General features: G+C 71.9%; 14 protein-coding genes. 9 read left to right on the top strand and 5 right to left on the bottom strand.

Going from position 1 to position 14,036, the window contains the following annotated elements; translation table 11 throughout:
- The first annotated feature begins 40 nt into the window (after positions 1-40).
- Together D458_RS0123060 and D458_RS0123055 are read left to right on the top strand one after the other, a co-directional pair.
- Positions 41-412, top strand: a complete 372-nt coding sequence (locus D458_RS0123060) for a hypothetical protein (protein ID WP_017589100.1) — start codon at positions 41-43, stop codon at positions 410-412.
- A gap of 133 nt (positions 413-545) precedes the next feature.
- Positions 546-977 carry a CBS domain-containing protein gene (locus tag D458_RS0123055; RefSeq protein WP_017589099.1) on the top strand — a complete coding sequence of 144 codons (432 nt, stop codon included), beginning with the start codon at positions 546-548 and terminating at the stop codon, positions 975-977.
- A 46-nt stretch (positions 978-1,023) separates the two neighbouring features.
- On the opposite strand, the gene D458_RS0123050 is transcribed toward D458_RS0123055, so the two are convergent.
- On the bottom strand, positions 1,024-1,329 hold the full coding sequence (locus tag D458_RS0123050) for a hypothetical protein (RefSeq protein WP_017589098.1): 306 nt from the start codon (positions 1,327-1,329) through the stop codon (positions 1,024-1,026).
- A gap of 310 nt (positions 1,330-1,639) precedes the next feature.
- On the opposite strand from D458_RS0123050, the gene D458_RS0123045 reads away from it, so the two are divergent.
- Positions 1,640-3,451, top strand: coding sequence for an SPFH domain-containing protein (locus D458_RS0123045; protein ID WP_017589097.1), 1,812 nt, complete (start codon positions 1,640-1,642; stop codon positions 3,449-3,451).
- Positions 3,452-4,924 carry an SPFH domain-containing protein gene (locus tag D458_RS0123040; protein ID WP_017589096.1) on the top strand — a complete coding sequence of 491 codons (1,473 nt, stop codon included), beginning with the start codon at positions 3,452-3,454 and terminating at the stop codon, positions 4,922-4,924.
- A 137-nt stretch (positions 4,925-5,061) separates the two neighbouring features.
- Here D458_RS0123040 and D458_RS0123035 read toward each other — a convergent pair whose 3' ends face one another.
- The 4 genes from D458_RS0123035 to D458_RS0123020 all read right to left on the bottom strand — a co-directional run bounded on the left by D458_RS0123035 (position 5,062) and on the right by D458_RS0123020 (position 7,532).
- A complete protein-coding gene (locus D458_RS0123035) occupies positions 5,062-5,250 on the bottom strand; it encodes a hypothetical protein (RefSeq protein ID WP_017589095.1) in 189 nt (62 codons plus the stop codon).
- Between the two features lie 217 nt (positions 5,251-5,467).
- Positions 5,468-6,124 (bottom strand): hypothetical protein, encoded by a 657-nt coding sequence (locus tag D458_RS0123030; protein WP_017589094.1) that lies wholly within the window; start codon positions 6,122-6,124, stop codon positions 5,468-5,470.
- 72 nt (positions 6,125-6,196) lie between these two features.
- Positions 6,197-6,838 (bottom strand): DoxX family protein, encoded by a 642-nt coding sequence (locus D458_RS35730; RefSeq protein ID WP_394296596.1) that lies wholly within the window; start codon positions 6,836-6,838, stop codon positions 6,197-6,199.
- Positions 6,839-6,980: 142 nt separating this feature from the next.
- Entirely contained in the window at positions 6,981-7,532 is a 552-nt protein-coding gene (locus tag D458_RS0123020) for a CGNR zinc finger domain-containing protein (protein ID WP_017589093.1), read from the bottom strand.
- A 56-nt stretch (positions 7,533-7,588) separates the two neighbouring features.
- On the opposite strand from D458_RS0123020, the gene D458_RS0123015 reads away from it, so the two are divergent.
- From D458_RS0123015 to D458_RS0122995, 5 genes are all read left to right on the top strand, one after another.
- Positions 7,589-8,824, top strand: a complete 1,236-nt coding sequence (locus tag D458_RS0123015) for an MFS transporter (protein WP_017589092.1) — start codon at positions 7,589-7,591, stop codon at positions 8,822-8,824.
- Between the two features lie 18 nt (positions 8,825-8,842).
- Positions 8,843-9,577 (top strand): ribonuclease HII, encoded by a 735-nt coding sequence (locus D458_RS0123010; protein WP_051049766.1) that lies wholly within the window; start codon positions 8,843-8,845, stop codon positions 9,575-9,577.
- A 196-nt stretch (positions 9,578-9,773) separates the two neighbouring features.
- A complete protein-coding gene (locus D458_RS0123005) occupies positions 9,774-12,275 on the top strand; it encodes an AAA family ATPase (RefSeq protein WP_026119601.1) in 2,502 nt (833 codons plus the stop codon).
- 36 nt (positions 12,276-12,311) lie between these two features.
- The gene (locus D458_RS0123000) at positions 12,312-13,046 is read left to right on the top strand and encodes a nucleotidyltransferase family protein (protein ID WP_017589090.1); all 735 of its coding nucleotides are present in this window, start codon (positions 12,312-12,314) and stop codon (positions 13,044-13,046) included.
- A 46-nt stretch (positions 13,047-13,092) separates the two neighbouring features.
- Positions 13,093-13,890, top strand: a complete 798-nt coding sequence (locus D458_RS0122995) for a tyrosine-protein phosphatase (protein ID WP_017589089.1) — start codon at positions 13,093-13,095, stop codon at positions 13,888-13,890.
- Positions 13,891-14,036 lie beyond the last annotated feature (146 nt).

Raw genomic sequence — 14,036 nt, 5'->3', positions numbered from 1 at the left:
GTGCACCCGACCGCGGTTAGCCTGGGGCCGGGAGGCAGCCATGGCACGCACCGTTCACCACACCCGCACCGGACGGCTCGGGTTCGAGCTGTTCCGCGCCGTTACCGCCACCGAGCTGCGCTACGGGGCCGCCGAACTCCGCGCGGCCCGCCGTGAGGGCCGCCGCCCGGTCCCGCGCCCTGTGACCCGTCGCTCCCGCACCCACGAGCCGGCCCGACTGTTGGCCGACGACGGCTGGGTCTCCGAGTGGGCCGCTGTGGAGGAACGCCGTGAACGCCAGAACCTGCGCCGCGCGGTCACCGAGGTCCGAGTCCGGGTCAACACGGCCGAGGGGAGGCTGGACCCCGAAGCCGCCGAGGAGGTGCCCCTGCCTCAGGGACGCCACCGCCGCAGCGCCCTCTGGCTCGTCTGAAGCGTTCCGCAGCGGCTCTCGGGGCGGTTTCGGTCGGGGCCTTCGGGGGCGCGTGGTCCACACCTGTGGTTGGCGGGGGAGGGGAGCGGGTAATCCTTCGGCACCCGGCGACAGCCGGTGGAAGGTGGTTTCCATGCTGATAGCCGCGATCCTGCGGGCCAAGGGCCCGGAGGTGGTGAGGGTCGCCCCCGAGGCGACCGTCGCGCAGTTGCTCACCGAACTCGCACGCCACAACATCGGCGCCGTCGTCGTCGCCGGTGAGGACGGCACACTCGTCGGTATCGCCTCCGAGCGGGACGTCGTCCGACACCTGGAGCGCCGGGGACCGGAGCTCCTGTCCGCCCCCGTCTCCGACATCATGACCTCCGACGTGGTCACCTGTACCCCCGAGGACTCCGTCGAGGAGGTCAGCGAGAACATGACCGTGCGCCGATTCCGGCACGTCCCCGTGACCTCGGAGGGCCGCCTGGCGGGGATCGTCAGTATCGGTGACCTGGTCAAGAGCCGTCTGCGGATCCTGGAGGACGACCGGGCCCAGCTGGAGGCCTACATCCACGGCCGGTAGCCGGAACCCCCTCCGGGGCCTGTCCGCCCCGGCCGGGCGTCCGTGGTCAGGCCCCGGAGCGGTCCCCCGACGCCACGGCGACGGCGGCGGTCGCCGCGGTCACCCCCAGCACCGCCGGCCAGGAGCCGATCTTCTTGGCCAGCGGGTGCGACAGGCCGAAGGCGGCCACGTACACGCCGGTCAGCGCGATCGCGGTGCCCAGGCCCGAGCTGCGGCGCGTGGTCTCGAAGGCCGCGGCGCCGAACCCGGCCAGGACCGCCCCGCCCAGGGGCCGGTTGCCGGTCGCCCGGGCCATCGAGTAGCCGCCGATCAGGCCGGCGGTGGTCAGGACGGCACTGGGTACTGCGGGCATCGAGAACTCCTCGTTTGACGCGAATCGGTGACAACGACGTTAGTCCCACCCGGAACGCGGCACCATCCGGCACGCGTGTTCCGGCGCGGAGGGCTGTCCGGGGCGTGGCCCGGGCTCCGGTCACCGTGCGGCGGATTCCGCGTCACGCTCGGGACACGACCCATGGGTTTCGGACGGTGTCCGTGACAGTCTGGGCGCAGACCACTACCGCTTTTTCGTGCGTCGTTCCCGTCCCGACCTGGAACCGGAACACAGTACGCGGCGTCGAAGCCGATAGTTCCCGACGTTTCGTCACGAGGAGTGCATGCCTATGTCGTTCGCGCAGACAGTGCGCGGCGCGGCCAGTGCGGTAGCCCAGGGGGGCGACCCGCGCCAGGCCGTGACCGACGCAGTCCAACAGGCCACCGGCCAGTCGGCCGGCCAACGGTCCGGTCAGAGTTCGGAGGGCGGCCTCGACCCGGGGGACTTCATCGCCGCGCGCGAGCAGGGCGCCTCCGTCGACACCCGCATCGAGCAGAAGACCACCTCGCTCAGCAACGCGGGCGAGGCCCTCAACAGCAGCTACTACGAGCGCGGCCGGGGCGGTCCCGTCCACGTCATCTGTCCGATGGTCATCCCCAAGGGGCGTACCTTCGTCACGATGCTTCCGGCGATCGCCCTGGTGGTCATCGGTGTCATCGGGTTCGTGTCGGTGTCCGCCGCCGCCATGGCCACCGGAGCCAACCCCCTCCTGAACCCCTTCTTCGGTCTCCACTACTGGGTCATCACGCTCGCCGTCACCGGCTTCATGTGGTGGCGCCAGGGAATGGTCATGGTCCCGGAGGGCTGCCAGGCCATCGTCACGCGGTTCGGGAAGATGGAGAACCTCTTCCAGCCGGGGCGGGTCACCCTGTTCAACCCCTGGAAGCGCGTCTCCTACATCGTCAACACCACGCGCGAGTACCCCTTCAACGCGCCGATCCGCTCCGCCCCCACCAAGAGCGGCGTCCAGGCCTCGGTCGACCTGTTCGTGCAGTTCAAGATCGAGAACGCCACGGACTTCGTCTACACCCTCGGCGGTGTCCCGGGCTTCCAGGAGAAGCTCAACAACGCCATCAGCGAGACCACCCGCAGCCTCATCTACGAGCAGGAGGCCTCGGCGATCTACGACATGGTCGGCGAGAGCACCCAGGCCCTCCTGGACTCCCTGAACCGCCAGTTCGGCGGCATCGTCGTCCTCACGAGCGCCAACATCACCCACGCCGAGCCCTCCAGCCAGGAGTACCGGATGGACCTGGCGGCCCCGGAGATGGTGCGGGTGGCCAAGGACGCCTACACCTTCGAGTACGAGCTCCAGCTGCGCAAGGAGCAGAACGAGGGCGACCTGAACAAGGAGCTCGCCACCCTCAACGAGACGCTCTCCGCGATCCAGGCCGACATCGCCCAGTACCAGGCGCAGATGGACACCGCCCTGGAACGCGAGACCAACCGGGCGCGTGCCACCGCCCGGCAGCGTTTCGTGGAGGCCGAGTCCGAGGCCAACGCCAACGCCGCGCTCCTCCAGGCCCAGGCTCTGGACATCCGCGCGATCAGCGCCGCCGAGGCCCCGGAGATCCTCAACTACCGGTTCCGGGAGAACCTCCTGGACAAGCTGGAGTCGGTGGCCGACAGCCTCCCGCAGGTCCTGCGGATCGGCTCGGGCGACGGCGCGAGCGTCGACTACCTGCGCATCGCCCAGGAGATCATCGGCCAGACCGACGCCGCGCTGTTCTCCGACGAGGACATGAGCGCGATCCGTGAGCGCCTGGGCGACATCAAGGCCCGTATCGCGGACCGCGAGCAGGAGATCAACGCCATCGTCGAGGACGAGGACGCGGCGCGCCGCGGCCCCTCCACGGAGGACCCGGGCGAGGACCTGGTGGAGGAGATCCGCCAGTCGGTGAGCGACGACTCCATCGACGAGCGCATCTCCGAGGCCGCCCCCGACGACGCTCCCTCCGCCGAGTCCTCGGCTCCGCCCGCGGGCTGGGCCCCGGTCGACGCCCCGCCGCCCGCCGGCGCACCGTTCCAGAACCCGCAGGACCCGCCGCTGCCCCCGTGGTCGCAGCAGGGTTCCGAGGGCCAGCAGCCGGGAGGTCAGTAGATGAGTGAGTCCTTCAATCCCGGAGGCGGCTCCAACATCAAGGAGTCCCTCGCCTCGTGGGGAGACCTCGCGAGTCTGCTGCGCGGCGGCGACCAGGGTGCGATCGTCCCGGTCGTCATCCCCCGCGACAACCGGGGCCTGCGCTGGACCATCCTGGTCTGGTTCGGCCTGTTCGCGCTCAGCAGCGCACTGATGATGTCGCTGAACGTCGCGCTCGGCGGCCCGGTGGCGGACTTCGCCTACGGCGCCCTGGCGGTGCCGACCCTGTTCGTCGGTGTGCTCAGCGTCCTGGCCGCGGGCCTGTGGTGGTGGCGCGGCGCGATCGTGGAGATCGAGGAGGGCACCACCGGCATCCTCACCAAGTACGGTGCCTTCGCCAAGAGCATCGGCCCGGGCCGCCACTACCTGTGGCACCCGTGGTCGCGTGTGGACTTCGTGGTGGACACCCGTACGGAGATCCCGTACACGGCTCCGGTGCTGGCCTGCCCGACCCGTGAGAACGTGCCGCTGAAGTCGATCGAGTTCTTCCTGAAGTTCCGGATCGAGGACCCGTACCGGTTCGTCACGACCATCGGTGCGAGCAACTTCGACCTGGTGCTGTCCAGCGCGGTGCAGGACGCCATCCGCCAGCGCAGCCGCATGGTCAACACCGAGTCCGCCTACGACCTGCGCGGGTCGAACGTCGAGGACATGCGCCGTCTGCTCAACACCCAGCTGCTCAAGTACGGCGTGACCATCACCGGTTGCAACATCCCGGACGTGCAGCTGCCCAGCCAGTACCAGCAGCACCTGGCCACGCGGGAGCGGGTCGCCAAGGAGCTGGTCGCCTACGAGCAGGAGTGGGAGCTCACGCGCAAGCGCCGCATCGACACCCTGCTCATGGACATCGAGCGCTCCAAGAAGACCCGCGACGCCAAGATCGTCGAGGTCAACGCCTCCCTCAACAAGGCGCGCAAGGACGTCGCGCAGATGCTGGAGGAGCAGGAGACCGAGGCCCAGCGGGTGCGGTACGAGATCGAGACGCGCGGCCGGACCGACCTGGTCGCCGCCGAGAACGAGGCCAAGGCGCAGCGGCGTCTGGCCACGGCCTACCGGGACAACCGGGCGGTGCTGGAGTACGAGCTGGCCCGTCGCCGCCTGGACGTGGGCGCCGTACTGGCCGAGCGCGCGCCGCGTCCGGTCGTGGTGCAGACCGAGGCCGGTTCGGGGGACAGCTCGGCGCTGTCCACGCTGCTGACCGCCCAGCTGCTGCCGCAGGTGATGAACGGCGGGGGCGGCTCCTCGCGCCGTTCGCTGGGCGCCTCGGCGGCGCAGGAGGCCTTCGAGAACGCGCAGGGGTCGGTGGCCGCGGCCGCCGCCCGCCAGCAGCAGATGGCCGAGGAGTACCAGGGCCAGCAGGACGCCGCGATGCGACAGCAGTTCGAGCGCGGCGAGGGTTACGGCGGCAACCAGGGCGGACGCCGGGGTCGCTGACCTCTGGTGCCCGTCGGGTGCCGGTCCGGTTCCGCCGGACGCCCGCCCGGAACGGTGGACCGTGCGAGGGCCCCGCGACGAGTGTCGCGGGGCCCTCGCGTGTACGGGGGAGGATCCTCCACCGGTGGTGCCGGGGCTCAGCCGGTGGGGGACAGGGCCGCGTAGCCGGCGATGTCGATCCCGTGCCGGGCCGCGATCTCCACCAGGTCCTCGATCTCACCGGCCTGGGTGGAGGCCAGGTCGTCGTCGCCCACGGCGTGGGCGCGGCGCAGCGCGGTGATCGAGTCGTGGAGACGCAGGTGAAGGGTGAGCACGAACTCGCGCATGGGATCTCTCCTCGGATGGGCGGCGCTGCCTGGGGGGAGAACCTCGAGGGGTGTCTCCCGGGGGTACGCCACCATCTCTACACACCGAGGGTGAGAGTCACGTTGGAGTGGGACAGCCCCCGGCAAAGAGCCGGGTAAGAAGTCCGTGCCCGGGGTCGGGTGAAGGTCACCGCCCCGGGCACCGCACCGGTCCGCCGGGGGCGGAGGCCGGTTCGGGTCAGTGGTCCACCCAGACGTACCAGTCGTCGGCCACGTGTTCGTAGATCCGGGAGCCCTGGCCGGGCACGAAGACGCCGACGGGGAGCTCCTCGGGGCTGTGGGCCAGGCCCGAGGGGTAGAACAGGCCGGAGCCCTGTACCTCGTAGTGGGTGACGTCGTCGGTCACCGAGACGCTGCGCAGTGAGTACAGGCCGGTCCGCTCGCCGTTGCGGGGGATGGTCGTGGGGTCGGCCACCTCGTCGCGGAGTTCCAGGAGCTGTTCCGAGGAGGCCTGCACACGCATCTGCAGGGGCACGTCGGCGACGGCCAGGCCCAGTGCCACGAAGGCGATGAGCGGGGCGGAGACCCAGCGCAGCCAGTAGTAGCGGATCATCGGACGGGCCACGGCCAGCGCGATCCCCAGGCGCAGGGCGCCCATCCCGGCCAGGAGCAGTCCACCGCCCATGCCGATCACGAACGTGGGCAGGTGCCCCGCGGGCATGCTGTCCTCGAAGAGAAGGACGAGTCCGATCACCGCGCAAGCGGGGATGTAGAGCCGACCTGGTGGGCGTGAGGCCCAACTGATCAGCCGCTGTGCCGGTGTCGGCTTCTCGGCGATCTCGATCAGCTTGGCCACGGACCCGTCAGGGTTCTGGCCGGAAGCTGAGGCGGACATGGCGTTCCCCCCACCGAATCCGGGTCGTGGTGACGCGGGCCCGAGGGCGGTCGGGGGCCTCGACAGGCCGCGTCACAGTCGATACGGCCGTCGTAGTGCGGCCTGTTCCACAGGATAGAGCAGTGGTGGGGCGTGTTCGGGGCGACGGGGTGAAATAGCAGGAGCTTTCCCCTGTGTCGTCGATGGCGCCCGGCGCCGGGCAGGTCGGGGCACGACGGGGCGGGGGGAGAGGACCAGGTAGTCCCACGACCAGCGTCCGCCACCCACCGCCATGAGGACGCACACCGCCGTGACCAGCGCGGTCGCTCCCCAGGAGCCGAACGGGGACAGGTGTGCGGCTCCGGCTGTGAGGGTTCCGACCACGGCTGACAGGGCCAGGAGCGGGCCGGTCAGCCATGTGAGCAGACCCACGGCGAAGGACACCGAAAGAGCGACGAGCAGTGCCGGGAGCAGCGGCGCGGCGAAGGCGGCGGCGGGCATTCCGGCGTCGGACAGGCGCTCGGCGACCGCGGTCTCCCGGCCGCGCAGTGCCAGGCCGTACTCAGCGAACACCCAGCCCACGCCCACCCTGGTGGCGGCGGAGACGACGTCGTGGAGGCGGCCGCGCAGGATGGAGGGTTTGGCCCGGTGGCTCCGGGGTTTCGCTGCGGACCGAGAGGGGGGTTTCGACGGGGTTTTCGGCCGTGTCCTCGGCTGGGTGCGCTGCATGTCCATTCCTCCCGGGCGAGCCGGCACGGCGGTTCCAACAAGCGGAAACTACCGAAAGTCACGGCTCATGACTGCTTGTCACGTCCGGTGAGTCGCACAAAACCCGGCGGATTGGCTCCGGCGGCACCGCGAGGGCTCTCCCGGTCCCTCAGTCCCCGTCGTCCGGAGCCGGGGCCGGGCGCCCGGGCGAGGCCGCCCGCACCCGGAGCCTGCGGACCCGGGTGCGTGTGGCGCACCGGTCCGAGCAGTAGTCCCGGTTGGCCCGCGGTGAGGCGTCCAGGAACGGGGTGTCGCAGTCGTTCGCCCCGCAGGTGTGCACGCGGGCGAGCAGCCCCGCCTCCCAGGCGCGCATGATCGCGGGGACCAGGGCTTCGGCCACGCGTGCCACCGGTCGGGGGTCGGGGCTCACGTGCCGGAGCGGGCCGTTCAGCGAGTCCACCGTCGGGGTCAGCGCGAACTCCCGGGCGAGTGCGGACAGCGCGGCGGGGGCCATGGCCGGGTCCGGTGCCAGGACCAGCGGTGCGAGGCGGTCGCGCAGTTCCCGGACCTCGGCGAGGTCCCGCGCCGACCCCTGGGCCGGTGCGGGCGGGCCGAGCTGTTCCAGCGAGAGCAGCTCCTCCGGCCAGAGGTCCACGGGGCGGGTGGCCACCAGGCGCAGTGCGGCCCGGAGGAGGTGCTCCGTCGTGTGTTCCGAGGTCATTCCCCGATCCTTCCATGTAACGGGAGAATGTCTCATCCTACCGTTACGATGACCGTATGGACTCACCCCTCAAGAGCACGCTCACCTCCCGCCGCTTCTGGTCCTACTCCCTGGTCGCCGCCCTGTGCCGCGCACCCGCGCTCATGGTCGCCGTCGCGGCGACCACCACGAGCCTGCTCGTCACCGGCCGGATCGACACCGGCGCACTCATGACCACCTGCCATGTGGTCGGCATGCTCGCCGCGACCCCGGTCGCCGCGCGGATCGTCGGCCGCTGGTCACCGAACCGGGTCCTCGCCGTCCAGATGGGCGCCCACGGGCTGCTGTGGTCGGCGGTCTGGGCCGCCGTCGGGGGCGGCCTGCCGGTCTGGTCCTGGTGCCTGGGCGCCGCGCTGGCCGGAACCGTCGTCGCGGGCTCCGGGGGAGTGGTGCGCTCGTTGCTGACCCGAACCGTCCCCGAGGGCGCGGGCCGGGCGGCCTCCACCGTGGACGTCACCTTCATGGACCTGCTGATCTTCCTCGCCCCGCTGGTCGTGGCGGCCACCAGCCCGATCCACCCGCTCGGGCCGATCGCGGCCGTCGCCTTCCTGAGCCTGGTCGCCGCCGTCGCGGTCCCCCTGACCGCGCTGCCCGTCCCCGCGGGCGGGAGCGCCGGAACCGGCCGGGGGACGACCGAGGGGGCGGGTGGGGGAACGGCCGCCGGAAAGGGCGCCCACCGGCTCCGCTGGAACACCGCCGCCGTGTCCTGGATCGTGTTCGGCCTGGCCATCGGCCTCTACTTCGCCGCCGTCGAGGTGGGGGCCACCGCGCTGGTGGTCGCCTACGGACACGACGTGAGCACGGCCTGGGTGGTCTTCCTCTTCCTGTCCCTGGCCAGTGTCGTCGGCGGCTACCTCGACGCCGCCCGCGCACCCGGGCGCCGCGAGTCCGCGTGGGCAGTCGGCGCGGTGACCCTGCTCGTCGCGGGCTGCCTGCTCCTGGCGGCCTCGCCGCCCCTGCCCCTCGCCGCCCTGGCCCTGTTCCTGAGCGGCCTGCCCGTCGCCGCACTCCTGGGCCTGCGCTCGCACATGATCGACACCGTCGTCCCCGAACACCAGCGGGCGGGGTACTTCTCGTGGGCCTTCGCCTCGCAGAACGCCGGGTTCGCCCTCGGCAGCGCCCTCCTGGCGCTCATCGGCCAGCCCGCGCTCCTGGTGGCCTCCGCCTCCGCGACCGCCGCCGCACTGCTCGTCTCCCTGCGCCTGTCCCGTTCCTCGGCCGAACCGGCACGGAAGGTCACCCAGCCGATCTAGGGTTGTGGCGTGCCCACGATGACTTCCGCGAACACCGCTTCCGCCAAGAACAGCGCCAGCCGGCGTGCGACGAAGAGCGACCCCCCGCCCGCGCCCACCTTCGATGTCGAGAACGAACTCCGCGCCGCGGGCGCGCGCGTGGTGGCCGGGGTCGACGAGGTGGGCCGGGGGGCCTGGGCCGGACCCCTCCTGGTCTGCGCCGCGGTCCCCGGCGAGGGTGAGCCGCCCGCCGGGCTCACCGACTCCAAGCGCCTGACCCCCAAGCGGCGCCGCGAGCTCGCCGTTCAGATCGAGCCCTGGGTCGCCGACCACGCCTTCGGCTGGTCCGAGGCGGCCGAGATCGACGAGGTCGGCATGACCGAGGCCCTGCACCGGGCCGCCCGCCGGGCCCTGGACGCGCTGGAGCCCCGGCCCGACGCGGTCCTCCTCGACGGCCGCCACGACTTCATCGGCCGCCCCTGGCGGGTCCGCACCCAGGTCAAGGGTGACCTGACCTGTGTGAGCGTGGCCGCCGCCGCGATCCTGGCCAAGGTGCGCCGCGACTCCCTCATGGCCGAGCTCGCCGAGGAACACCCCGGCTACGGTTTCGAGAAGGCCGCGGGCTACCCCTCGCCCACGCACAGGGCCACCCTGGCCGAGGTGGGCCCCACCCCGCAGCACCGGATGAGCTGGGCCTACCTCGACGACCTGCCGCGATGGAGCCACCTGCGCCGGGTGCGCCCCGCACCCGGCGGTCAGATCCCGCTGCTCTGAACCGCTCGCGGGACGGCCCCGGACCCGCCGCGGCACCCCGGGGGCGACCCGCGACACGCCGCCCCGCACTGGACATCCGGCCCCACTTGGGGCAAGGCTGTTGACTGGTCTGCGGCCGCGCCGCGGGCGTCGGTCCCCTCCGACCCCGGTCCGTCCCGGGCCGACCACGCGACCCCCACGCAGGAAGGGGCTACGGATGACGCGCGAAACGCGCTCCACCGCCGCCGCGCAGGCCGGCCGCGCCTCGGGACTGGACCGCCTACGCGCCGTCTACCACCGGACCCCGGTCGGAAGACGCCTGGTCGCGGCGCTGGTCCTGCTCACGGTGGTCGCTGTCGTCGCCTTCGTGCTGAGCGTGCCCGTGTTCCGGGTCCTGCTCGCCACCCTGCTGCTGCTGGTGGCGTTCTCGGCCCTGATGCGCTCCTTCGACTCCTTCCTCACCGTCGTGGTGTCGGTGGCGTGGCTGGTCATCGCCGTACCGCTCTTCCAGATCCCGCTGACAGCCGAGCCCGTCACCCTGCTGGTCCTGCCGCTGCCCCTCCTGGTGGTCCTCGCGGCGGGTCGCGCCCGCGAGTTCCCCGCCTGGCACACCGCCCTGCTGTCGCTGACCGCCGGGCTCATCGTCGGGTTCTCCGTGGCACTGTTCGGCATGGTCGTCGAGCCCTTCCCCGCCGCTGCCGGGATCGCCGCGCTCTACGTCGCCGCGGGCGCCTGCCTGATCTGGCGGCTGGCCGCCTCCGGGCAGGTGGCCAAGGAGAGCCGGGAGAACGAGGAGAAGCGGCGCAACAGCACCTCCAGGTCACCGGCGGGACCACCGCAGGGGGATCCGTCGGGGAAGCGGTCCGGTACGGGCGACGTCCCCGGCGACGGGAGCGGGCTCCGCGGCCTGCGCGGCCGGGGCTCGAACGCGCCCGGCCGGGGCAGGGCCGCCGAGGACGGGACCGACGCGGACGAGGAACCCGTCCCGGTCGACCAGGCCCTGGCCGAACTCGAGAGCATGATCGGCCTCGACCCGGTCAAACAGCAGGTCCGGGGGATCGCCGCCTCCATCGAGGCCGCCCGCCTGCGCGCCGACGCCGGGCTCGCCGTGGAACGCCCCCTGCGCCACCTGGTCTTCTCCGGCCCGCCCGGCACCGGCAAGACCAGCGTCGCCCGCACCCTCGCCACGATCTTCCACTCCTTCGGCCTCCTGCCCACCTCCCGGGTCGTGGAGGTCCAGCGCGCCGACCTGGTCGGTGAGTACCTGGGCGCCACCGCCATCAAGACCAACGAGCTCATCGACAGCGCCCTGGGCGGTGTGCTGTTCGTCGACGAGGCCTACTCCCTGGTCAACGAGGGCGACGGCCAGGCCGACCGGTTCGGCAACGAGGCGGTCCAGACCCTGCTCAAGCGCGCCGAGGACGACCGCGACCAGCTGGTGATCATCCTGGCCGGGTACGAGAAGGAGATGGACGCCTTCCTGTCCTCCAACCCTGGTCTGGCCTCCCGGTTCGCCACCCGCATCAGCTTCCCCAGCTACTCCTCCGCCGAGCTCTTCCGGATCGCCGAGACCCTCGTCGGCCAGCGCGGGGACACCCTCGACCCGGACGCGGCCCGTACGCTCCGGCGCAGGTTCGACCAGACCGTCCAGCGCGAGGCCGTGGACGAACTCGGCAACGGCCGCTTCGCCCGCTCCATGGTGGAGAAGGCCTCCCAGGCCCGCGACGTCCGTGTGGTCACCTCCGGGGTGAACGGCGACGGACCGGCACCCAGGCCCAGCGCGGACGCTCTGGTCACCGTGCTCACCGCCGACGTAGAGACCGCCTACACCGAACTCACCTCCCGCCTCCCCGGCTTCGGGGAGTCGCCCGGCCTGGAGGAGGCGATGGCCGAGCTCGACGGCATGATCGGCCTCGAACCGGTCAAGGAACAGGTGCGCTCCCTGGTCGCGCAGCTGCGGGTGGCCCGGCTCCGGGAGGAACAGGGCCTGCCGCACCAGCCGCCGATGCGCCACCTCGTCTTCACCGGTCCGCCCGGCACCGGCAAGACCACGGTCGCGCGCGTGCTCGGCCGGGTCTTCTCCGCCCTGGGCATGCTCGGCCGCGCCGAGGTCGTGGAGGCCCAGCGCGCCGACCTGGTCGGCGAGCACCTCGGTGCGACCGCCGTCAAGACCAACCGCCTGGTCGACCGGGCCCTGGGCGGCGTGCTGTTCGTCGACGAGGCCTACTCCCTGGTCAACCCGGGGTACAGCGGCGGCGACGCGTTCGGGTCCGAAGCCATCCAGACCCTGCTCAAGAGGGCCGAGGACGACCGCGACCGGCTCGTGGTGGTCCTCGCCGGCTACACCGACGAGATGGACCGCTTCCTGGCCTCCAACGCCGGACTGTCCTCCCGCTTCAACGTGCGCGTGCGGTTCCCGTCCTACAGCCCCGACGAGCTGTCCGAGATCGCGGACACGGTGGCGGCCCGCACCGGTGACGTCTTCGACGAGACCGCACGCGAGGACCTGCACAGCATCTTCACCCACGTGTGCCGGACCGGGTGGATCGACGAGCTGGGCAACGGGCGCTTCGCCCGCTCCCTCTACGAGCGGGCCTGCTCCCACCGCGACCTGCGGGTCTCCCAGGAGGTGGGGGAGGCGGCCACGGCGGCCGAGCTGACCGTGGTCACCAGCGAGGACGTCCGCAAGGCCTACTCCGATGCCACCCAACAGAGCTAGGGACTCCCGACCCCGCCCCCTGCTACTGTCCAGTACATGACCGCTGCACCCTCATCCTCCGCGTCCCCCGTCACACAGGCACTGATCCTCGCCGGCGGACAGGCCACCCGGCTGCGGCCCTACACCGACACCCGCCCCAAGGCGATGGTGGAGGTGGCCGGACGGCCCATCATCGACTACCAGCTGGAGTGGCTGACCTCGCACGGAGTCGAGCAGGTCGTCGTCTCCTGCGGCTACAAGGCCGAGGTCCTGCGCGAACACCTCGAAGCCCGTCGGGGCGGCCCCGAGATCACCCTGTTGGTCGAGGACGAGCCGCTGGGCCGCGGCGGCGCCCTGCGCTACGCCGCCACCGGGCTGCGCGACCCCGAGGCCCCGTACTTCGCCCTCAACGGCGACGTGCTCACCTGGTTCCCCCTCGACGAACTCACCGAGCGCCACCGCGCCAAGGGCGGTCTCGGCACCCTGGCCCTGGCCCAGTTCCGCACCACCTGGGGCATCGTCGACGTGGACGGGGACGACCGCATCGAGGGCTTCACCCAGAGCCCCCTGCTGCCGGTGTGGATCAACGCGGGCGTCTACCTGTTCGAGCCGGGCCTGACCCCGCTCCTGCCGGTCAAGGGCGACCACGAGTCCTCGACCTTCCCCGACCTGGCCAAGGAGGGGAAGCTGACCGCCTACCGCATCGACGGGTTCTGGCGCGGAGTGGACACCGCCAAGGACGTCAAGGAGGCGGGAGCCGAGATCGAGGCCATGCGGGAGACCGCGGGCTGAGTGTTCACCCGGACGTAGGACCGTGTGGTGACGGGGCACCGGGGCGGTGGGTATTGTCGCCGTCGTGACGAATGACGGTTTCCTCCTCCCCAGCGCCCCCAACTTCCGTGACCTCGGCGGCCACCGCACGAGGGAAGGCCGCACCGTGCGCGACGGTCTCCTCTACCGGTCCGACGCCCTGCACACCATCTCCGAGCAGGACCTGCCCGTGTACAACGGGTTCGGTATCCGCCAGCTGATCGACCTGCGCACCCACCACGAACGCGACCGCCTCCCCGACCTGGTCCCCGACGGGGCCGAGTACGCCGCCGTGGGCGTCCAGAACGCCGAGGCCGCGGGGGCGAACTTCGTCGAGACGCTCGCCGACCCCGAACAGGCCCGCGCGATGTTCAGCGACGGGGCGGCCGAGCGGTTCATGTTCGGCGTCTACCGCGAACTGGTCTCCGAGGCCGAGGCCCTGGAGGGCTACCGCGACCTGGTCGAACGCGCCGCCAAGGGACCCACCGCCCTGGTCTTCCACTGCAGTGCGGGCAAGGACCGCACCGGCTGGGGCGCCGCCCTGCTGCTCACCCTCCTGGGCGTGGAGCGCGAGGCGGTCACCGAGGACTACCTGACCAGCAACGAGCGCCAGGCCAACACCGACCACTGGATGCGCCAGCTGTCCCAGCACAGCGGCCTGCCCTGGGAGGACGTGCAGCCGATGACCCGCGTCCGCGCCGACTACCTGGACACGGCCTTCACCCACGTCGACGAGCTCTACGGCTCCTTCGACAACTACGTCGTCGACGGCCTCAAGCTCTCCGGCGGCACCCTCGACCAGCTGAAGGACCGCCTGCTCGTCTGACCCGCTCGGAGATCGTCGCCGGGCACATAGGAGTCCACGGACACCACGCGGCCCGGAGGTCTTTCGGATCCGTTCGGCGGCCCGCCCGCCCGGCCGGAACCCCCGCGCGGCCGTGCCCGACCGGGTCTTCGCCGCCGGAGCGGAGT

The sequence above is a fragment of the Nocardiopsis ganjiahuensis DSM 45031 genome, assembly GCF_000341085.1.
In the GTDB taxonomy this organism is placed as follows: domain Bacteria; phylum Actinomycetota; class Actinomycetes; order Streptosporangiales; family Streptosporangiaceae; genus Nocardiopsis; species Nocardiopsis ganjiahuensis.
The sequence above is the reverse complement of the archived record's forward strand: the minus strand, read 5'-3'. Positions and strand labels throughout refer to the sequence as shown.